A 20,414-nucleotide genomic window follows, 5' to 3' on the forward strand; every position below is an offset into this window, starting at 1 on the left:
AAAATTGAAGAATTTGAGGTTCCCTGCGATGCTCGTGATAAACGGTAGGCTTAGAGCCAACACCTCTTTTTTGGGAATTTTATCTTGTTGTGGTGTGCATGCTCGCCTCGTTGCGAGAAGCCTGAAACAACAGCAAAATACCCACCTTAACAAAGAGGTTCAAGACATTACTGTTTACACGGCATCTGCGGGGTTTTTTGCAGGGTTAGTTGTGAGGAAGTAGAGGTTTAACATAAATAACATTATGTTATCCGGAGGTAGAAAATAACTTTATCACCATAAAAATATAAGGTTTTATCTTCCCTCACCACACTAACTCCCTATATGCTGTTTATGAGGGGGATAGTTTTGAATACAATTTTACTTATTATATGTTCAATAGTTGCACTCTTCGTAGGTTTTGTCCTTGCCAGGTTTGTCCAGCGGAAAAAAGTCGGCGAATACGAAAAAATAGGCAAAAAGATACTGGAAGATGCGAAAAAAGAAGCCGATGTGCTTGTAAGGGAAGCATCCATCCAGGCCAAAGATGCCACAATTCAGACTAAAAACGAACTTGAACAGGAAATAAAGACAAGGCGTATTGAATTACAGAATGTTGAGAGAAGACTTTCGCAGAAAGAATCCAACTTAGACAAAAAGATAGATTATATTGACAAAAAGGAAGATGAATTAGCGAAAAAAGAGAAAGACATAACGGGTAAACAGTCTAACCTGGATAATAGAATAAAGGAATATGAGAATCTTTTGATAAGAGAGAGAGAAAGGTTAGAAAGAATATCAGGTTTAACTGCAGAAGAAGCGAAGAAGATGCTTATACAGTTGATGGAAGATGAAGCGAAGTATGAAGCGCTTAAAATATGTAAGAAGATAGAAGAGGAAGCAAGAGAAAAGGCAGATAAAAAGGCAAAGGAGATTATTGCCCTCGCCATTCAGAGGTACGCAGGCGATTATGTGGGTGAGGATACGGTTTCTACCGTTACTCTTCCCAATGAAGAGATGAAGGGCAGGATTATAGGAAGGGAAGGAAGAAATATTCGGGCGCTGGAGGCCGCAACAGGTGTTGATATTATTATTGACGATACGCCAGAGGCTGTTATTCTGTCCTGTTTTAATCCGATCAGAAGGGAAGTTGCCAGGATCTCTATAGAAAGGCTTATCAGTGATGGTAGAATACACCCTGCAAGGATTGAAGAGATAGTCTCGAAGGTTGCCGAAGAGATGGAAGATAAAATCAAGGAAGCCGGTGAACAGGCAATTTTTGATTTGGGCGTTCATAACGTTCACCTTGAACTGGTGAAAATATTGGGAAGGTTAAAGTTCAGGAGCAGTTATGCTCAGAATGTTTACCAGCACTCACTTGAAGTTGCCTTTATTTGCGGTATTATTGCATCGGAATTAAGAATGAACGTGAAAGAGGCAAAGCGGGCAGGGCTCCTTCATGATATTGGAAAGGCCGTAGATCATGAAATAGAAGGATCACACGCTGCAATCGGGGCAGATCTTGCGAAAAAGTATGGTGAGAGCGAACATATTGTCCATTCGATTCAGGCACATCATGAAGATGTTCCCACAACAAGTTTGCTCGATGTTATTGTACAGGCTGCCGATGCCTTATCCGGGGCACGACCCGGTGCAAGAAGAGAGATGCTTGAAACCTATGTAAAGAGGCTTGAGGAACTTGAACGAATTGCGAACAGCTTTGCCGGTGTCGATAAATCGTATGCCATCCAGGCCGGAAGAGAAATAAGGATTGTGGTTAGCAGCGATAAGGTCAATGATGAACAGACTTATGTAATCTCGAGGGATATTGCAAAGAAGATTGAGACAGAATTATCTTATCCTGGCCAGATCAAGATAGTTGTCATAAGAGAAACAAGGGCTGTTGAGTATGCAAAATGATATACGCATCCTGTTTCTTGGTGATGTTATAGGAAAGCCAGGGAGAAGGGCCGTTGAGCAGTTTGTAAGGAAGACCAGCGCTGATTTCAAAATAATCAATGGAGAAAACTTAGCCGGCGGTATCGGGATAACCCCTAAAGTTGCGTTAGAGATGCTTTCCTGCGGGGTTGACCTCATCACTACCGGCAATCATGTATGGAAGAAGAAAGAGATGATTCCCTTCCTGATGGAGGAGAAGAGGGTAATCAGACCGTTGAATTATCCTGAAGGCACGCCCGGTTTCGGATATGCATTACTGAAAAAGAGTGGAAAAAGTATATGTGTTGTGAACCTGGAAGGCCGCGTATTTATGAATCCTCTCGAATGTCCTTTTCGTTCCATGAAAGCCTTAATTGCCCAAATAGGGAATGATGCCCCCATTATGGTTGATTTTCATGCAGAGGCCACATCAGAAAAGATTGCATTGGGATGGTATCTTGACGGAAAAGCTTCGGTGGTTTTGGGTACCCATACCCATGTTCAGACGGCTGATGAGAAGATTCTACCAAACGGGACAGGCTACATCACTGATGTGGGAATGACAGGTTCTACAGATTCTGTAATAGGTATGGATAAGGATGCAGTATTAAAAAAATTTATAACCCAGTTACCCCATAAATATGAAGTCGGAAAAAACGATGTTGAGGTACAGGGGGTTTTTCTCACTATAGACGGCATAACCAGGAAGTGTCTGAAGATAGAGAGAATTAAGGAAAAAATAGTATAATTTAGCTTAAATGGGTTGGTTATGGACATAGAGCGGCAAATCGAAATTATTAAACGTGGTGCCGTTGACCTCATCAGTGAACAGGAATTACGGAATAAGCTTACAAAGGCACGTGCAGAAGGCAGACCCTTGAGGGTCAAGCTTGGCCTTGATCCTACAGCCCCGGATTTGCACCTCGGTCACACGGTAGTTCTTCAAAAACTAAAACAGTTTCAGGAACTTGGCCATACTGCAATTTTTCTGATCGGTGATTTTACCGGCATGATAGGAGACCCCACAGGGAGGATTGAGACGAGGCCGGCTTTAACCAAAGAAGAGCTTCTTCAAAATGCCGAGACATACAAGGAACAGGTTTTTAAAATCCTTGACCCGGACAAAACTGAGATCAGATTTAACAGTGAATGGATGGAATCGATGAACGCCGCAGATATGATCAGGCTGTGTGCACAGTATACGATGGCAAGGATTATGGAAAGGGAGGACTTTAAGAACAGGTATGTGAATAATCTGCCTATAAGTATCCATGAATTTCTCTATCCTCTTGTGCAGGGTTATGATTCAGTGGCGCTGAAGGCGGATGTAGAGCTTGGCGGTCATGACCAGATATTCAACCTCTTTGTGGGAAGAGACTTGCAGAAGAGCTATGGACAGGAAGCGCAGATTGTTGTTACTGTTCCGTTGCTTGAAGGTACTGATGGTGTCAACAAAATGAGCAAGAGTTATGGGAATTATGTTGGTATTGACGAGCCTCCCGAAGTGATGTTCGGAAAGATTATGTCAATATCTGATGAGCTTATGCTGAAATATTATGAGCTCTTGAGCGATATTACTATCGATGAATTAAAGCATCTGAAAGAGGGAATCCTCTCGGGAAGGCTTCACCCAAGGGATGCGAAAGTCAATTTTGCGAAAGAGATGGTGGAAAGATTTCACGGAGAACATGCTGCCCTGTCTGCCCATGAAGCATTCGAGAAAATTTTTAAAAACAGGGAAATCCCTGAAGATATTGAAGTTGTAAATTTGAAAAAAGAGGAAGTTGAGAAGTGGTTGCCCAAATTGCTCTTGAATATGGGCATGGTTCCCTCTACAACTGAAGGAAAGCGGATGATCAATCAGGGCGGTGTGTCCATAAACGGCGAAAAGGTAATAACCGAGGAAACCCCGCCAGGAAATGAACTTGTTATAAAGGTTGGCAAAAGAAAATTCAAAAAACTTGTCATTACAGGCAATCAATAAATGGATTTTCATGACTTTGAGAACTAAATGCTGTAATTTGCAATTTAAGATAGTATCCCTTGACATACGAGGGGTTTTTATAGTTTATTAATTGTCATATTCCCCGGTAGCTCAATCGGCAGTAGCGTCTGGCTGTTAACCAGTAGGTTGCAGGTTCGAGTCCTGCCCGGGGAGTTTTTTTGGTTTATCCGCCTCAACCACCCACCCCCCCACCCATGGATTTGTATAGGTTTACAAGGGCGCGGAAGAGAGTGCCCTGCGTCTGGGCAAAGGCAAGCTCTCCGTTGAAGAGGCTCCGGTCAGCGTCGTGTACCTCAAGGTAGCTTGTATATCCGTTCTCATAACGAAGCCTTGCCAGATCAGAGTTGTTTCGTAGAATCTCTACCTGTTTTTTCGGTTCTTTCTTAAATAAAGTGCAATATTCTCTATAACTCGCTGTAATTATATACCAATAAACAAAACGCACCGGTTACAATGAAAACTGGCATATCTTTGGTCCGCCAACCACGAATACCAGGGAGTAACCGATGCATCTATGATACCTCTCTTGCTGATACAGAAATCCACATTTATTTAGAACCGTATAAGAAAAGTACGCCACTACGTCCACAGTGCAAGGAGGCTCACACTATAAGGATACCAAGCAGCCAGTGGACACAAACAGAAGACCTCCCGATCAGCGGGAAAAGGGGAGATGATCGCCACGCCTGCCACACCCACAAGCGTATATCCAGGCAGGCTCGCGATGACAGATAGGGGAGAGACTGATGGAGTAGCCCCTGCGTGGGGGCGTGGATTGAAACTTAGGATCGGGGGGACGTAGGCTTCGCTGGGACATAGTACCAGGAGTGGGAAATGAGAAACGCGCAAGCCTTAATCCTGCCGAAGGCAGGACATTGCGAATCGTTAAAGTAAAAAGGCAAGGTAACATTTGCGGCAACAGTTGCCGCAACTTTTAAAATGGTCATAAAACCAATAATTAAAGGTAGTTATAGATCAGTCATCACCAATCAAAAAAACATGGGGTCAAATCTTTATCCTTGACATTGGAGGATAAGCAGCTTCAGTCTTACAGTATCAACCTCTGGGGGTCGACTTCCTCCCTGAGAACCCTGAGATTTTCTTCAGAGGGCGGAAGGGATTCTACTGCCCTGGAAACATCTATTTCAAATCCTGTGTTTTCAACAATTTTTTCAACGCTTATTCCGGGATAATACTCAGAAAGATACATCTCTTTCGTTTCATCATCAAATTTCAACACGCATAAATTTGTAACAACCGCTAATGCGCCGCCTCTCTGCAAACCAAGCTCTTTTCTTGAATCTCCGCCCTTATACCACCCGACGCTTGTAAGGTAATCAAGTTTTTCAACAAACCTTCTCTTTTCATGCTGCATAAAGGTAATGACGCCGGATGCGAAAGATGACACATCGCAGGCGCCGCCGCTTCCTGAAAACCTTGTTTTCGGCCTGTGGTAGTCGCCAATAACTGTAGTATTAAGATTACCGTACTTGTCAATCTGCGCAGCGCCGAGGAATGCGATTGTGTGGAGTTTTCTGTGTCCTACAATGGAGAACGCTTCGATAAGGCCGGAATTTAAACAGGTGCCGCTCATTACCCTCAGATCGGAAACCGCCATAGGGATCTCGTCGAGCGCCGGGTCAACCCCGCCCGTTTCAAAAAATATTACTGCCTTTGGTGCATATATTCTTTTGGCTGCTGTAGCGGCGAGCATGGATACGCCCGTGCCGGCAAAAACAATGTCGCCGTCTTTAATAAATCTTCCAGCGCTGATTGACATCATTTCATTATCGGTATATTTAATAGCCATTTATAAAACCTCCTCCTGAATATATCTTTGCTGTTTTTATCACTTTCTATCAAGCCCCTGAGCATACCCTACTACTGGATTTGCCTTAATTTTAAAGAGCATTTCCCTGCCGACTTTATCGAGGTATTCATCAAAGGTTGAAACACCGTATACCCATTCGTCGAGATACTGCTTGAAGAGCTCATCGTCCCCTGCAATCTTTTTGTAAAGATTGAGGTGCTTCGGATCGTAATCGTAAAAGGCAAGGCATCCCGTGGGATGAGCGCCATAGGGGACTTTCACTATGGCATCAATAAAAAATGGCGGCAGCGTGTTTTGATCCGGATCGAGTCTGATAAATGAGCGCGGGACAATCTCCTCACAGGTAACTATGACAATATCCGCCGATTTTGCCTGTTCAACGTCGGCGAATGTGAGCCCCTTAATGCGTACTGTGCCGTCATCACCCACATATTGGGCATGGACGAGCGCCACGTCCGGTGTGAGCGCCGGAAGCAATACCACCTTGTCTTCTTCTTCGTTGAATGGGTTTTGCATAATGGCAAATTTTTTAATGGCTACTTTCCGTTCCTTTCTAATTTCCTTCGGAAAGCCTTCCAGATTAAGCAGGTCGGAACCGAGCCCCGATTTTGTGGAGATAAACGGGATGCCCAATGCCCCGGCGAGAAACCGCAAGCTCATCTGATAATTGGAATAGTCCTCAAATTGGAGTTCTCCCCGTTGAATTGCCTTTTTAAACCTGATGCATGTGGGGGCATATCTGCCATTACCACCATAGGCAATCTCAAGGCGTTTGACGCAGCCGGCTCCAATAAGGACATCAAGGGCCTGACCGTGGGAGTGGCATACAAGATGGATATCTTTAACCCTCTGTCTCACAATCTCATATGCAACCGCCATCGGATTTCTTACTATCGTGAAACCGCCAATTGCAAGCTGGCAACCGTCTTTAATAAATTGTTTTACTGCCTCATCCAAACCCATCAGTTTGTCGGCTATTTCTGGATACATACTCATGGTTAATGCTCCTTTAGTGGGTTGTTTTGTTTTTAACCGGAACCGTTTTTATATATCTCTTTTACCGCATGGCTTGTCAAGCTTTTTTCGTATATTGTGAATAGTGCTGAATCTGCGGGGAATTAGCGAAGTTACAATAATCAAGAAAACCGTTGACAATCATACAATCAATACCATAATATGATTATTAAATGATGTTAAATTATTTAAAATACACTGAAAACAGCGTGTTTGAAGGTAAATTTTCCACAAATCTAACAAGGAGGTACATCGATGGGTGTTAATTCTTTTTTTGAGGACGATAAGAAACTGAATCGGCGTGATTTTCTTAAACTGACAGGAATAGCAGGCACAACAATGCTGCTAAGCAATCCGGTCAGCGTTTTTGCACAGGCGAAAAAAAGGATTTCTATAGCTACCGGTGGCATGGGTGGTGTCTATTTCGTTATAGGTGGTGGAATAGCAAGTATATTGACAAAATATGCAGGCGTTGAAGCCGCCGCTGAAGTTACTGCCGCATCTGTTGATAACTGTAAATTGATTAACGCAAAGAAATCCGATATGGGTTTGATTATGGCTGATACGGGGTATGATGCATATAAAGGTTTGGGAAACTTTAAGGGCAAACCTATTTCTTTAAGGACATTGACCGTCTTGTACCCGAACTTAATGCATGTAGTAACTGTTGATGGCAAGGGTATCAAAAAGGTATCAGACTTGAAAGGAAAAAGGGTTTCCACAGGCGCTCCCGGAAGCGGAACAGAGGTAAAGGCTTTGAGGGTCCTCGAGGCGGGAGGTATAAACCCCAACAAAGATATCAAGAAGGATAGACTTGGCGCAGGTGAGTCAGGAGGGGCGCTCAAGGACGGGAAAATTGATGCTTATTTCTGGGATGGCGGTGTCCCAACATCATCAGTACTTGACCTTGCTGCGTCGCCCGGCGTAAAAATGGTTCTTATTTCCCACGCAGACCTCATCCCGAAGATGATCGAAAAATACGGACCGGTGTATTACCAATCCGTGATCCCCAAGAAAGTCTATACCGGGATAGAATATGATACACAGGTGGCTGCTGTCGGCAATCTCCTGGTGTGTAATCAGGATATGGATGACAAGCTTGCCTACGATATTGTGAAAGCAATATTTGAACACCTGAAGGAATTGGCTGCCATACACAAAGAAGCTCTTAACATAAATCTGAAAGACGGTGGAGGCAGCAAGGCCGTACCATACCATAAGGGTGCTGCAAAATACTTCAAGGAAAAAGGAATAAACGTTTTCGTTTGAAAAAACCAACAAGACACAGGAGGGGGGTAACCATCCTTCTGTGTCTTTTGCTATGTATCAGTGTTGCCATAGTTGCTGTTTTACTGATACAAGTTCAGGTTCTGAAGATTGGTGATTCCGGGCTTTTTTTCCGGGTCATAAACGGCAATATAATCACCCTCAGGTATACCCACTCCATGTATGGTGTCCCTGTAACAGAGCGGTTGAGGGTTGAAAATGGGCGCCTTGAACTTTTTCATGTTGTGACGAGTGATGCAGCGCTTGAATATTTTGGCATAGAGGGGAAAGACGAGAACAATGTGAAAAATTCCTTAAAAGAATTCACTATACCTGCAGAGAGCGTTGGACGGCATACGCTTTCGGTACAAGGACATGAAATTTTGTTAAGCAATATCCACACGAAAGGCCAAAAGATTCACATAAGCATTATAAAACAACCTCTCGTGTCATATTATAAAGATTCTATTTGGAGGTAGTCATGGCAGATAAAGAAATCCCTTTAGTCGACAATGCTACTGAACAGTTAACAGAAGAACAAAAGAAAAAGATAGAAGAACTCATAGAAGAAGATGAGGGTGTTACCAGAAAGGTAACGGGATTCTGGAACGTTGCTATTACGGCACTGGCGGTAGCAATGTCGCTTTTCGCAATATACACTTCTATCTTCCCGATGCCAACACAGATACTGAGAGGAGTTTTTACTGCATTTTTACTTGTCCTCTCTTTCCTGTATTACCCGATGGCAAAAAAATATAAGGGTAAAATAAACATAATCGATATTTTTCTGGCGCTTCTCAGCATAGCCTGCATAGCATATATGCTTGTTGATTTTGAAGAGTTCATATATCGGGCAGTGACCCCTGAATTGTGGGATAAAATCCTTGGTGTTGCCTTTATTGTCCTTATCTTAGAAGCCACACGAAGAAGTTCGGGCTGGATCATGCCTGTTACCTGTCTCATCTTTCTCGTTTATGCATATGTAGGACCATGGATTCCCGCCCCATGGACACACAGGGGATATGATGTAGAACGTATTATCGGCCACATGTACATGACCCTTGAGGGCATCTTCGGTGTCCCGATTGATGTAGCATCGACGATCATCATTATGTTCTGCATTTTTGGCGGTTTTCTGTCTGTCTCGGGCGCGGGTAAATTCTTCGTTGATTTTGCATTTACCGCCATGGGTAGAAAACCAACCGCTGCAGGCCGGGCAGTTGTGGCAACATCCTATCTTCTGGCTATGGCATCGGGATCCGGTGTGGCTAATACCGTTGCAATCGGTTCAGTGGCATATCCGATGCTCAAGAAAGCAGGCTATGATAAAAACAACGCCGGTGGTTTTCTTGCCGCTGGTGGCATGGGTGCTATCACCACTCCGCCTGTCATGGGCGCTGCAGCGTTTCTCATCGCTGAATTCCTGAAGATTAGCTATGTTGATGTCATCTTTCTTGCAACCATCCCTGCTGCCCTCTATTACTGGGGGCTCCTTCTCATGGTCGAGTTTGATGCAAAAAAGTTCGGTCTCAGGGCGGTTCAGATAGAGAAAAAATACACCCTTGGCCAGCTTACAAAAATGTACTGGTTCCAGTTTCTCCCCCTTATTGCTATAGTATTTTTTCTGGTAAGGGGTTACACGCCTCAGGTTTCTGTGCTCGCAGCGATCATCACATGTTTTCTTACATCCTTTTTAAGAAAAGATACGCGGTTCAATTTACCAAAACTTATCCAGGCATTAAAGGAAGGTTCTATTACTGTATTAAATGTAGCGGCAATCTGCGCAGCAGCAGGTTTAATAGTTGGAACAGTCAGTCTGACCGGACTTGGTCTAAAACTTTCAACAATTATTATCGGTTACGCCGGTGGAAGTCTTGTCTTTACTGCAATCTTTGCAGGTATTATTTTGTGGATAATAGGCTTGGCTGTACCCATTACCGCCACATATATTATCGCGGCTGTTATCGTAGCCCCGGCACTGACAAACCTTGGTGTGCCTGATTACGCTGCACACATGTTTATATTCTACTACGCCCTTCTCTCGGAAGTTTCTCCTCCTACAGCCCTCTCGCCCTTCGCAGCGGCAGCCATAACTGGTGGCGATCCATATAAAACAACCATGATGGCTTGGAAATATGCCGTAACCGCCTTTCTCCTGCCTTTTATCTTTGTTCTCCTTCCTTCAGGGAGGGCCTTGCTCCTCCACTTTGATGGAATCACAATGGCGGAAGGGATATGGACTATTTTCACTGCATTTGTTGGTATAGGCATGCTCGCAGCGGGCTGTTCCGGTTGGTTCCTCAAGAGGGAAAATATCATAGAACGAGTGGTCACAGTAATCGGGGCGTTGAGCTTCGTTTATCCTCATACTATGGGCGATGTTATAGGTTTTGTCTGTTTAGTATTAGTGATTATTATGCAAAAGCTGAGGAAGGGGGACACAGGACCAATACAGGCAGCAACCTGATAAGCTCTTTGCACATAGCTGATAGTTCATAGCAAAAAAGAGGAATAAAAAATGGCCAGCAGATTTTGCTGGCCATTTTAGTTCAATGTTTTTGTAGCTAAGCGGTTTTTTCGAGTGCTATTATCGCTGCGCCGAGCGCACCAACAATCTGTGGCTCAACGTGGATTTTTATCTGAGTTCCAAGTGCCTTTTCAAGGGCCTTAACAACTCCGATATTTTTTGCAACGCCGCCAGCCATAATGACTTCATCCTTGGCGCCGCCCAGCCTGCTGATGAGACCCATTGTCCTATCGGCAATCGCCTTGTGGATGCCATAAAGGATGTCTTCTAATTCTTCTCCTTCGCTCACGAGAGAGATGACTTCCGATTCGGCAAAGACGGTACAGATACTGCTTATAGCCACATCTTTCTTGTGGTTTAATGAGATTTCACCGATTTTGTCGAGCTCAACGTTTAATGCCTTTGCCATAACCTCAACAAATCTTCCAGTTCCAGCGGCACATTTATCGTTCATTTCGAATTCGATAACGCGGCCTTTTTCATCAACTCTTATTGCTTTTGTGTCCTGTCCGCCGATGTCGATGATTGTCCTTGCGCCAGGGAACAGATAGTTTACCCCTTTTGCTATACAGGTAATTTCTGTGACTGCCTGCTGTGCAAAGGAAGCCCTTTTTCTTCCACAACCGGTGGCGATGATATATGAAACATCAGATGCTGTTTTTGCGGGATAAGCAAGTACCTTTTCAAGGGCCATTTCGGCAGTTTTCCTTGAATCGGCACCGGTTTGCATTATTGTATACCCGAGAATCCCCTTGTCTTTATCCAGGAGGAGAGCCTCAGTGGTAATTGAACCTATATCAATTCCGGCAACTAACATGTTGTTTCACCCCTTTATTCAATAATCGCAAGAACAGTGTCAGCATCAACTTCCTGACCTGCAGAAACCATAATTTCCTTTATAACCCCGGATGATGGAGAAACAATTGGCATTTCCATTTTCATCGCTTCGAGGGTTGCAATCTGGTCGTCTTCTTCGACTTTGTCCCCGATTTTTACGAGTACATTTACAATTTTACCTACCATTGGGACTGTTATTTCTGTAGCCATAGGTATACCTCCTTAAAATTTGTGCTGTTTATGCCTTTCTGTAACCCAGAGCGAACTGGGCAATAATCATCTTCTGGACGTTGGATGTGCCTTCAACAATCTGATAGGATTTTGCATCTCTATAGAATCTTTCTACAGGGTATTCTGAAGAGAAACCGTAGGAACCGAATATCTTTACTGCCTCTGAGGCACAGAAGTTAGCGGACTCTGCGCAGTAGTATTTTGCCATAGATGTTTCGAGCGTATTGTTCATTCCCTGGTCTTTCTGCCAGGCAGCTCTGAGAAGTAGAAGTTTCGATGCTTCGTGCTCAACTGACATTCTGCCGATTTGTTCCTGGATCATCTGGAACTGGCCAATTGCCTGTCCGAACTGTTCTCTTTCATTTGAATACTTGCACGCTTCTTCGATACAACTCTGGGCCACGCCAACGGCCCTGGCTGCTGAGCTTAACCTGGTGAAATTAAGCATGGTCATACAAATTGCAAAGCCCTGGCCCAACTTTCCAAGGAGAGCGGTCTTCGGGATTTTTGCTTCTTCAAAAAAAATCTCACCGGTCGGGGCGCAATGCAGACCGAGTTTTGTGGTAATTGCCCTCTGGACAATACCGGGTGCATTAAAATCGATAAAAAAGGCTGACATACCTTTGTGCTTTGCTGCCTTGTCTGTCATGGCGTAAACAACACCACATCCGCAGTAAGGTACGCCGGATATCCATGTTTTTGTTCCGTTCAGAACGAAGCCATCATCGACCTCTACCGCAGTTGTCTTCATACTGGCAACATCAGACCCCGAGTTTGGCTCAGTAATAGCGAAGCAGCCGCCACTTGTTCCCGCGATTAATCCTGGCAGGAACTGTTCTTTCAATTCTTCACTTCCATATTTCAGTAGAACATTCTGTGGTCCATTCATCTGAAGGTTAAACGGTAGACCCCAGGAAGGACTTACCCTTGCAACTTCCATTGCCATAAGGGTTGCAGCCATGTTGCCTTCTTCGAGTTCAAGCCCGCCGAACTTTTCAGGGGCCAAACAGGCAAACATGCCTTGATCACCCATTTTTTTCAAATACTCAGGGCGATATTTGTGTTCCTTTTCGTCTTCTTCCATTGTGGGTTTAATATTCTTTACTGCAAAATCATAGGCCATTTTTCGCATTGATTCTAATTCGTCAGAAATCCTAAAATCCATAATTTTTCTCTCCTTTCCTCTCGAATTGTGAAACTATTAACAAACTATCTTAGCAAAGCACCTTTTGCATGTCAAGCTTATTTTGTAAAAATAAGTAGTGATTGTAACTGAATCGGTTACAAAAATAATATTGATTTTTTTACCTCCCTCCTCTTTATATTTTATATATTGACACCCACATACGGGATTGATACCATTATTATATATAATATGAATATTATGAGCCATGAGCTAATTTTCGGAGACATTTTTGATTTTTAACAAAACCGGATTGGTAAAAGACAATTTGTATGTTGCCGGATTTCCATGGTCACCAGTGTATGTATTGGCCGGGGAGCAACCGGTAATCTTTGAAGCAGGGTTTTACTGTATGGGCAAAATCTATGAGAATGATATAAACAAGTTCCTCTCAGGTAAAACGCCAAAAACTCTTTTCCTTACTCATGTTCATTATGATCATTGTGGTGCAGCAGCATATCTGAAGAGGGTTTTTCCTGGGATGAACATTGCTGCATCCAGAAGGGCATCTGAGATTATACAACGTCCTAACGCTCAGAAATTGATGACCGAGCTAAGCCGGAACGTATTTGGATTGATAGATAAAATAGGCACTATAAATAACAAATTTCTTATAAGGGACCCCTTTGAAGCGTTTGAAGTGGACACAGTTATTCATGACGGTCAGGTTATACATTTGGACAGCGATGTGAATATCCATGTTTTTTCAACCCCTGGCCATACTAGGGATATGATGAGTTTTTATATGCCGGAGAAGAAGATTCTCATAGCTACTGAAGCGGCTGGCTGTATGGGGCATACAGGGCGCATCATCACCGAGTTTCTCGTTGATTATGATGTGTATATAAATTCGCTGAAACGCCTTGCATCACTCGATGTGGATATTTTTTGTCAGGGTCACCACTTTGTTTTTACCGGTGAAGATGTAAAAAGACATTTTGAGCGTTCAATTAAGGCTGCAGAAGATTTTAGGAATAACGCCGAATATCTGTTGAAATCTGAGAACGGGTCCATCGACCGTGTAGTTTCGATAATCAAGTCTGAGGAATATGATACAAATCCTGGAACCAAACAGCCCGAACAGGCATACCTGATCAATCTGAGGATGAGAGTTGCCCATCTGGCAGAAAGGCTCTCCAGTATTCAATAATATCAATAAAATAAGGAGTAATCAGGTTCGATACTTGATACTGGATACTTGATACTCGATATTTAAGACCAGATAACAAATTTTCGATAGTTAGTGCTCGGATGTTAGTTCAAACCAGTAACCAGAACCCAATATCTACGGCAGTTTCCCGGGAAACTGACTCCTTACCAAAATAGTTGACATATTGTATGTAATAATAGTTAAATAAAACCACATGTGAAAATTTTAATTATCAAAATATTTCAAGGGAGGTCTTCATGGATATAAAAACAGTTGGAGTTTTGGGCGCAGGTGTAATGGGAAACGGAATCGCCCAGGTAGCTGCAATGGCAGGCTATAATGTCATTATGAGGGATATTGAAGACAGGTTCGTAGAAGGCGGGCTGAAGAACATCGACAAGTTTCTTGCTAAGACCGTAGAAAAAGGGAAAATGACTGCCGACCAGAAAAGCGCCATCATGGGAAAAATCAAAGGCACAACCGATATGGGTGCCATGAAAGACGCTGATTTCATTGTTGAGGTTGTTGTTGAAATTATGGATATCAAGAAGAAGGTTTTTGCAGAGCTCGATGAAATTACAAAACCTGACGTAATACTTTCCTCGAACACATCATCTATGTCTCTGACTGAAATGGCAACAGCCACAAAGAGACCTGATAGGGTTGTTGGAATGCACTTCTTTAACCCCGTTCCACTCATGAAGCTCGTTGAAGTAATCCGCGGCATGAGGACAAGTGATGAGACAGTGGCGGCTACAATTGATCTTACGAGAAAATTCGGCAAAGAACCTGTTGAAGTAAGGGTTGACATCCCTGGTTTCCTCGTAAACAGGCTGATGGTTCCCCACTTTATCGAAGCAATCAAACTATTTGAGCAGGGCATTGCCTCAAAAGAAGACATCGACAAAGCAGCAAAACTCGGCCTCAACTATCCTATGGGACCGTTCGAATTAATGGACCTCACCGGTCTCGACATAAACCTTCATGTACAGCAGTACTTCTATGACAACCTGCCAAAAGAACTGAAATGGGATCCGCCACTTACACTCAAGAACCTGGTAAAGGCCGGTTCAATGGGCAGAAAATCAGGCAGAGGCTGGTACGACTATTCGAAATAAGGAATATGCGAGGAGGAACCCATGGGCTATGAAACAATAATTGTTGAGCGGGAAAACCCGGTAGGGATAATCAAACTGAATAGGCCCCCCGTAAACCCTTTGAGCGTTAAATCGTATCATGAATTATATGACGCAATCTGCGAGTTGGAGAAGGATGAGGCGATTGGTGCTATTCTCATAACCGGAAATGGAGATAAGGCCTTTGCGGCAGGTCTTGATGTGAAAGACGTAATGGGCAAATCCGCTGTAGAAACACTCGATTTTCTCTGGACAGCCCCACGAAGGACCTTTGACAAGCTTACAAGCATTGAAAAACCGACAGTGGCGGCAGTCTTCGGGCTTGCACTCGGCGGTGGCTGTGAGGTTGCCATTTGTTGTGATATAAGAATTGCATCTGAAGATGCGATATTTGGTGTTCCTGAGATTAACCTCGGTATCATGCCAGGCTCTGGTGCAACACAGAGGCTTCCACGATTAGTAGGAGTTGCGAAGGCAAAAGAAATGCTTTTTACCGGTGACAATGTTAATGCTGCAGAGGCATACAGAGTTGGTCTTGTGAACAAGGTAGTGCCAAGAGACAAGCTGATGGATGAAGCGATGAAAATGGCAAAAAAACTGGCATCAAAACCAAAGGCAGCCCTTGCTCTCATAAAGAGATGTGTAGATAACGGGCTTAATATGGACCTTGCCTCAGGGTTGACACTTGAGATGGATTGCTTTTCCATCGCTTTTACCTCTGAGGATGGCAGAGAAGGTATCAATGCCTTTGTGGAGAAAAGAAAACCCAATTATAAAGGTAAGTAGCAAGAAATAAATTAGTTTGATGTTTGGCGGTCAGCGATTGGTTTTTAGTATAATGATCGATGGTATAAGTGAAAACTTGAGGTAATAAGTTTCACATACTGTAAAAGATGTGTAATCTGCTGAAGGAACATATGCTTGACAAAACCTTTTGCAGTTTAAACTAACTAAATATATGCGAGGAGGATGTTATATGAACACTTTTACAAAAGCTTATATTCCTTACAACGGGTATTACTCTACTCCCTTCACCCGTTGGCAGGGAAGCATGCAGAATGAAAACTCAATCGAGTTAGGCGCAAAGACGGCACGGAGATGGTTTCTTGAAAAAAAGAAAATTGATCCTGCAATACTTGACTACCTCTATTTCGGGATTTCCATCACCCAGCACCACCTGTTCTACAGCCACAACTGGGCAGCAGGCATGCTGACAGACAACAAGAAAAATTTGCCAGGTCTCATGGTCAGCCAGGCGTGTACGACATCCACCACGGTTCTCAATCTCGCGGCACTTGCAGTGGAGCAAGGTGCATATGAAGTTGGTTTTGGTCTGATGGCCGACCGTACCTCTAACGGCGCCCACACCATATGGCCGAACCCCATGGGTCCCGGCGGTGAAGTGATCAGCGAAAACTGGCTCATGGACAACTTCAACAGCGACCCCAATGTTTATCCACCCCTCAAGATGGTACAAACCGCTGAGGCTGTGGCCAAGATGGAAGGATTCACTAAAGAACAATGCGACGAGCTGGTTTTAAGGCGCTACGAACAGTATCTCATGGCTACGGCCAATGACCGTGCCTTCCAGAAGCGCTATATGTTCCCCGCAGAGGTAAAGGTCTCCAAGAAAAAGACCGTTCTGGTAGAACTGGATGAGGGTGTAACCCCTACCACAAAAGAAGGTCTCGCAAAACTCGGACCGGCTGAGAAGGGAGGCGTCCACAGCTTCGCTTGTCAGACATTCCCTGCTGACGGCAACTGCGGGTTTATCGTCACAACACGTGAAAAAGCAAAGGAACTGAGTGCTGATCCGAAAATAGAGATCCAGATTGTTTCCTTTGGTTTTTCCAGGGTCAATCCAGGTTTCATGGCTGCGGCCCCTGTACCGGCCGCCCAGATGGCCCTTGCCAACGCCGGTTTAAAAATCACTGATATGAAAACCATTAAAAGCCACAATCCCTTTTGCGCGAACGACCTTAACTTCGCCAAAAAGATGGGCAACGATATCATGAAAATGAACAACTACGGGTCATCCCTGATCTACGGACACCCACAGGCTCCGACAGGCGGCAGAATCATTGCCGAGATGCTGGAAGAAACGGCCATGCTCGGCGGCGGATACTGTCTCTGGACAGGATGTGCCGCAGGCGACACCGGCGCATCAATGATCTTCAAGGTAGGAAAGTAGGCTAAAACAAAAAAGATATAAGCCGGGCCGGTGGATTTCCGCCGGCCCTTTTTTTGTGTGCCGGGGAAAGGTCTTAATTAAGTAATTTAGTGGAGCGGCAACCCCGCTCCACTTTTTTTAATAGTGTTTGAATCTGTTAAGGGAAATAGTGTAGAATTCTCTTGTGAGGAAAGCAGCCCCCGTTTTTATTCTCTTAATTGTATCTCTTACCTTATTTGTTCTTTCTTATAATGTGTGTGCGAAGGATTATGTAGTCAAGAAAGTCATCGATGGGGATACGATTCAGCTCGATACCGGTGAGACCGTACGATACCTTGGTATAGACGCACCGGAGGTTTTCACAAAAGAAAGCGGGGCTGAATTTTATGCAAGGGAGGCAACCAGGTATAATAAAAAGCTCGTATTCATGAAGAAGATCAAACTTGAATTCGATGTTGAGAAAAAGGACCAGTACGGGAGACTTCTGGCATATGTGTTTGTTAAGGATATTTTTGTAAATGCTGAACTCGTAAGGCATGGTTACGCCAAGGCATATATAAAACCACCTAACGTCAAATATAAAGACCTTCTTCTGGCCAATCAGAAAAAGGCAATGGATGAAGACAAAGGATTATGGCAGGAGAAAAAAAGAGATACAGAAACCTCTTATATCGGGAATAAACGAACCTATACACTCCACCGGCCGTCCTGCAGTTTATCGAATAAGATTTCTGATAAAAACAAGATTATTTTCAGGAACCGGATGGATGCGATTAAAATTGGCTATACGCTCTGCAAACAGTGCAAACCATGAATGAAAAATACATCGAATACTGGGGTTTAAAACAACACCCTTTTCTTTTAGCGCCCGACAGCCAGATGATGTACATGGCCGGGCAGTATTTTGAATGCCTCGAAAGGCTTAAATACGCCATAAATACGAACAAGGGCGGCGTACTTATCATATCGGAAGATGCTGGACTCGGGAAAACAACCATACTATTGAAGCTTATAGATGAGATGAGAGAGGAGTATGGAGACTCATTCCGGTATGCATTGATTGATCATCCTACGATCAATCCTGATCAATTGATAGCCCATATAACTGAAAGTATTTCCGGTGCTCAACCCTATGAGGATAAATTGAAAAATCTGTCGCTGCTTAAAAGCGCTCTTACTGAGGTGAAGCAGAAGGGTGGCAAGAATATCATAATCGTTGATGAAGGCCAGATGCTGTGCGGCGCGAAAGATGTACTGCAGGAATTAAGGATGCTCATTAACCTTGCATACAACAATGAGTATTTACATACCTTCATCCTCTCCGGGCAGAAACCCCTCTGGGATGAAATAAAGAACATGCCGGAATTCTGGCAAAGATTACCCGTCCGGTACTATTTTTATCCTTTGAGACTTGAGGAAACAAAGGAACTCATAAAATTCAGACTCTTAAAGGCGGGTATCGACAACGGAAAAGAAATTTTCACTAATGATGCCTTTGAGATTATTCAGAGATATTCAAAGGGTTCACCACGAACGATTATTGCCCTTGCAGATCTTTCGCTGCTTATGGGCTTTTCTGATCATTCACGCAGGATAAGCTTCAAAGAAATGACGAAGGCTATTAATGCAATGGCAGGGAAGGGCGAGAGCCTTCCATATGTTATAGAAGACAGGAAAAAGAAGAGTGAAACCCCTCTGAGCACATTTTCGAATGAAAACAAAGATAGTGAATCGATAAAACAGATTATCGGGTACATCGCACAAGAAAAAAAGGATAAATCACATAATATAAGTGTAGCAAACCAAATCAGACCTTTTTTTGTCATACTGGCTATTATATTTTCTATCATTGCAGGCTCCCTGGCGGGTTATCTCTATACCAACAGGGAAAAGGTTAACAACAGCCCGATAATAGCAAGGAAAGAAATGGTGGTAGTTGACAGCGAAAAGCAGAAGCAGGATCCGGTTGAAAATAAAGTGGTAAAAGAAGGTACACCCGAAATCCAGTCAAAGCCTGTTAAATATGCGATGATCAACGCAAATGCAGCCAATATAAGGGGAGCGCCAAACATCGCATCTCCAAGGGTTGGAATGATTTTTGAAGGTGAAACAGTCAAAATCGTTGATGAAACCGTTGGCCCGGATGGTGGCAGGTGGTACAAGTTTTATTTTTACGGTGACAGAGAGGCCTGGATATCCGAGAAGGTAATAACATTAAAATAAAAAAAATATAAAGGTTGAAGGAGAAAGTCAATAATGAAAAAAGTAATTTTATTTGTTTCAATTTTATCGTTTTTGGTTTTAAATACTGTCATGGCATTTGCAGCATATCCTACGTTAACAGCTACAATAAAAACAAACAGGGGCGACATAAACCTGAAGCTCTTTCCCGATAAAGCGCCACTTACAGTATTGAACTTTGTGAGCCTGTCGAAAAGAGGTTTTTACAATAACCTGACTTTCCATAGGGTCATTCCGAATTTCATGATTCAGGGGGGATGCCCACTGGGCACTGGCACAGGTGGTCCCGGGTATCAGTTCAAAGATGAATTCTCGCCTGAATTGAAACATAATAAGGCCGGAATACTTTCAATGGCAAATGCAGGTCCAAACACAAACGGAAGTCAATTCTTTATCACCCATGTCCCAACACCATACCTGAACAACAAACATACTGTTTTCGGAGAGGTAGTTGACTCAAAAGACCAAAAGGTTGTTAACAGCATTGTGACTGGAGACAGAATTATCGCGATTGTCATTGAAGGGGATTATACAAAACTGTCAGAAAACTACAAGGAACAACTTGACCAATGGAACAAAGTGCTGGATAAAAAGTAGTTTTTGAATAAAGAAAAGTTTTACTTTGAGTTACAGAAATAAATTCATCTTACATGTTCGTACTTTTCACAAATGAACAAGCCTCAAGTATACAAAGAACTATATCATTGCGAAATTGGTTAACGTATTGATTTTTGGGGAATATTGATTTTATTGGTGGGCCGTGAAGGAGTCGAACCTTCGACCAATTGATTAAGAGTCAACTGCTCTGCCAGACTGAGCTAACGGCCCCGTGATGGGTTTATATAGCATATACATCGGATTGCATTCAACATATTTTTTGAAGCTTTATTTATTCAGGTGGTTTTA

Annotated in this window: 19 protein-coding genes, 2 tRNA genes and 1 other RNA gene; 15 read left to right on the top strand and 7 right to left on the bottom strand. The window is 43.4% G+C overall.

Going from position 1 to position 20,414, the window contains the following annotated elements; translation table 11 throughout:
- Positions 1-17: 17 nt before the first annotated feature.
- The 5 genes from ssrS to NTX75_07425 all read left to right on the top strand — a co-directional run bounded on the left by ssrS (position 18) and on the right by NTX75_07425 (position 4,075).
- Positions 18-198: non-coding RNA, 6S RNA (gene ssrS, locus NTX75_07405), on the top strand.
- Positions 199-333: 135 nt separating this feature from the next.
- A complete protein-coding gene (gene rny, locus NTX75_07410; GenBank protein ID MCX5816057.1) occupies positions 334-1,899 on the top strand; it encodes a ribonuclease Y in 1,566 nt (521 codons plus the stop codon).
- Between the two features lies 1 nt (position 1,900).
- Complete coding sequence (locus NTX75_07415; GenBank protein MCX5816058.1) at positions 1,901-2,665, top strand: TIGR00282 family metallophosphoesterase; 765 nt, start codon at positions 1,901-1,903, stop codon at positions 2,663-2,665.
- Positions 2,666-2,686: 21 nt separating this feature from the next.
- Positions 2,687-3,901 (top strand): tyrosine--tRNA ligase, encoded by a 1,215-nt coding sequence (gene tyrS / locus NTX75_07420; protein ID MCX5816059.1) that lies wholly within the window; start codon positions 2,687-2,689, stop codon positions 3,899-3,901.
- Between the two features lie 100 nt (positions 3,902-4,001).
- Positions 4,002-4,075, top strand: a tRNA-Asn gene (locus NTX75_07425).
- Between the two features lie 19 nt (positions 4,076-4,094).
- Here NTX75_07425 and NTX75_07430 read toward each other — a convergent pair.
- From NTX75_07430 to NTX75_07440, 3 genes are all read right to left on the bottom strand, one after another.
- The gene (locus tag NTX75_07430) at positions 4,095-4,367 is read right to left on the bottom strand and encodes a TolC family protein (protein ID MCX5816060.1); all 273 of its coding nucleotides are present in this window, start codon (positions 4,365-4,367) and stop codon (positions 4,095-4,097) included.
- Between the two features lie 603 nt (positions 4,368-4,970).
- On the bottom strand, positions 4,971-5,732 hold the full coding sequence (locus NTX75_07435) for a ketoacid-CoA transferase (GenBank protein MCX5816061.1): 762 nt from the start codon (positions 5,730-5,732) through the stop codon (positions 4,971-4,973).
- Positions 5,733-5,771: 39 nt separating this feature from the next.
- Positions 5,772-6,749 (bottom strand): CoA transferase subunit A, encoded by a 978-nt coding sequence (locus tag NTX75_07440; GenBank protein MCX5816062.1) that lies wholly within the window; start codon positions 6,747-6,749, stop codon positions 5,772-5,774.
- A gap of 273 nt (positions 6,750-7,022) precedes the next feature.
- Here NTX75_07440 and NTX75_07445 point away from each other — a divergent pair, with 273 nt between their 5' ends.
- From NTX75_07445 to NTX75_07455, 3 genes are read left to right on the top strand one after another with little or no spacing between them, the layout of a single operon-like run.
- A complete protein-coding gene (locus NTX75_07445) occupies positions 7,023-8,036 on the top strand; it encodes a TAXI family TRAP transporter solute-binding subunit (GenBank protein MCX5816063.1) in 1,014 nt (337 codons plus the stop codon).
- Positions 8,033-8,512, top strand: a complete 480-nt coding sequence (locus tag NTX75_07450) for a hypothetical protein (GenBank protein MCX5816064.1) — start codon at positions 8,033-8,035, stop codon at positions 8,510-8,512. The genes NTX75_07445 and NTX75_07450 overlap by 4 nt, the downstream gene beginning before the upstream one ends.
- A gap of 2 nt (positions 8,513-8,514) precedes the next feature.
- A complete protein-coding gene (locus NTX75_07455) occupies positions 8,515-10,500 on the top strand; it encodes a TRAP transporter fused permease subunit (GenBank protein MCX5816065.1) in 1,986 nt (661 codons plus the stop codon).
- A 97-nt stretch (positions 10,501-10,597) separates the two neighbouring features.
- Here the strand turns inward: NTX75_07455 and NTX75_07460 are convergent, their stop codons facing one another.
- From NTX75_07460 to NTX75_07470, 3 genes are read right to left on the bottom strand one after another with little or no spacing between them, the layout of a single operon-like run.
- Complete coding sequence (locus tag NTX75_07460) at positions 10,598-11,377, bottom strand: acyl-CoA dehydratase activase (protein ID MCX5816066.1); 780 nt, start codon at positions 11,375-11,377, stop codon at positions 10,598-10,600.
- A 14-nt stretch (positions 11,378-11,391) separates the two neighbouring features.
- Entirely contained in the window at positions 11,392-11,607 is a 216-nt protein-coding gene (locus NTX75_07465) for an acetyl-CoA carboxylase biotin carboxyl carrier protein subunit (protein MCX5816067.1), read from the bottom strand.
- Between the two features lie 28 nt (positions 11,608-11,635).
- Positions 11,636-12,793, bottom strand: coding sequence for an acyl-CoA dehydrogenase family protein (locus tag NTX75_07470; protein MCX5816068.1), 1,158 nt, complete (start codon positions 12,791-12,793; stop codon positions 11,636-11,638).
- Between the two features lie 250 nt (positions 12,794-13,043).
- On the opposite strand from NTX75_07470, the gene NTX75_07475 reads away from it, so the two are divergent.
- The 7 genes from NTX75_07475 to NTX75_07505 all read left to right on the top strand — a co-directional run bounded on the left by NTX75_07475 (position 13,044) and on the right by NTX75_07505 (position 20,105).
- On the top strand, positions 13,044-13,961 hold the full coding sequence (locus tag NTX75_07475) for an MBL fold metallo-hydrolase (GenBank protein MCX5816069.1): 918 nt from the start codon (positions 13,044-13,046) through the stop codon (positions 13,959-13,961).
- A 257-nt stretch (positions 13,962-14,218) separates the two neighbouring features.
- Entirely contained in the window at positions 14,219-15,079 is an 861-nt protein-coding gene (locus tag NTX75_07480) for a 3-hydroxyacyl-CoA dehydrogenase family protein (protein ID MCX5816070.1), read from the top strand.
- A gap of 21 nt (positions 15,080-15,100) precedes the next feature.
- Positions 15,101-15,883, top strand: coding sequence for an enoyl-CoA hydratase-related protein (locus NTX75_07485; GenBank protein ID MCX5816071.1), 783 nt, complete (start codon positions 15,101-15,103; stop codon positions 15,881-15,883).
- Between the two features lie 190 nt (positions 15,884-16,073).
- Positions 16,074-17,288, top strand: coding sequence for a thiolase family protein (locus NTX75_07490; GenBank protein MCX5816072.1), 1,215 nt, complete (start codon positions 16,074-16,076; stop codon positions 17,286-17,288).
- A gap of 163 nt (positions 17,289-17,451) precedes the next feature.
- Positions 17,452-18,081 (top strand): thermonuclease family protein, encoded by a 630-nt coding sequence (locus NTX75_07495; GenBank protein ID MCX5816073.1) that lies wholly within the window; start codon positions 17,452-17,454, stop codon positions 18,079-18,081.
- Positions 18,078-19,490 (top strand): AAA family ATPase, encoded by a 1,413-nt coding sequence (locus tag NTX75_07500; GenBank protein MCX5816074.1) that lies wholly within the window; start codon positions 18,078-18,080, stop codon positions 19,488-19,490. The genes NTX75_07495 and NTX75_07500 overlap by 4 nt, the downstream gene beginning before the upstream one ends.
- 90 nt (positions 19,491-19,580) lie before the next feature.
- On the top strand, positions 19,581-20,105 hold the full coding sequence (locus NTX75_07505) for a peptidylprolyl isomerase (protein ID MCX5816075.1): 525 nt from the start codon (positions 19,581-19,583) through the stop codon (positions 20,103-20,105).
- A 154-nt stretch (positions 20,106-20,259) separates the two neighbouring features.
- Here the strand turns inward: NTX75_07505 and NTX75_07510 are convergent.
- Positions 20,260-20,336, bottom strand: a tRNA-Lys gene (locus tag NTX75_07510).
- Positions 20,337-20,414: the final 78 nt, after the last annotated feature.

It is taken from the genome of Pseudomonadota bacterium (genome assembly GCA_026388315.1).
In the GTDB taxonomy this organism is placed as follows: Bacteria; Desulfobacterota; Syntrophorhabdia; order Syntrophorhabdales; family Syntrophorhabdaceae; genus MWEV01.

Bases quoted from the DNA above. Each gene is read 5' to 3' on its own strand.
- NTX75_07455 (MCX5816065.1), top strand. From the start codon at position 8,515: ATGGCAGATAAAGAAATCCCTTTAGTCGACAATGCTACTGAACAGTTA.
- NTX75_07505 (MCX5816075.1), top strand. From the start codon at position 19,581: ATGGCATTTGCAGCATATCCTACGTTAACAGCTACAATAAAAACAAAC.
- NTX75_07500 (MCX5816074.1), top strand. From the start codon at position 18,078: ATGAATGAAAAATACATCGAATACTGGGGTTTAAAACAACACCCTTTT.
- NTX75_07460 (MCX5816066.1), bottom strand. From the start codon at position 11,377: ATGTTAGTTGCCGGAATTGATATAGGTTCAATTACCACTGAGGCTCTC.
- NTX75_07485 (MCX5816071.1), top strand. From the start codon at position 15,101: ATGGGCTATGAAACAATAATTGTTGAGCGGGAAAACCCGGTAGGGATA.
- NTX75_07435 (MCX5816061.1), bottom strand. From the start codon at position 5,732: ATGGCTATTAAATATACCGATAATGAAATGATGTCAATCAGCGCTGGA.
- NTX75_07445 (MCX5816063.1), top strand. From the start codon at position 7,023: ATGGGTGTTAATTCTTTTTTTGAGGACGATAAGAAACTGAATCGGCGT.
- NTX75_07470 (MCX5816068.1), bottom strand. From the start codon at position 12,793: ATGGATTTTAGGATTTCTGACGAATTAGAATCAATGCGAAAAATGGCC.
- rny (MCX5816057.1), top strand. From the start codon at position 334: ATGAGGGGGATAGTTTTGAATACAATTTTACTTATTATATGTTCAATA.
- tyrS (MCX5816059.1), top strand. From the start codon at position 2,687: ATGGACATAGAGCGGCAAATCGAAATTATTAAACGTGGTGCCGTTGAC.
- NTX75_07490 (MCX5816072.1), top strand. From the start codon at position 16,074: ATGAACACTTTTACAAAAGCTTATATTCCTTACAACGGGTATTACTCT.
- NTX75_07480 (MCX5816070.1), top strand. From the start codon at position 14,219: ATGGATATAAAAACAGTTGGAGTTTTGGGCGCAGGTGTAATGGGAAAC.
- NTX75_07465 (MCX5816067.1), bottom strand. From the start codon at position 11,607: ATGGCTACAGAAATAACAGTCCCAATGGTAGGTAAAATTGTAAATGTA.
- NTX75_07440 (MCX5816062.1), bottom strand. From the start codon at position 6,749: ATGAGTATGTATCCAGAAATAGCCGACAAACTGATGGGTTTGGATGAG.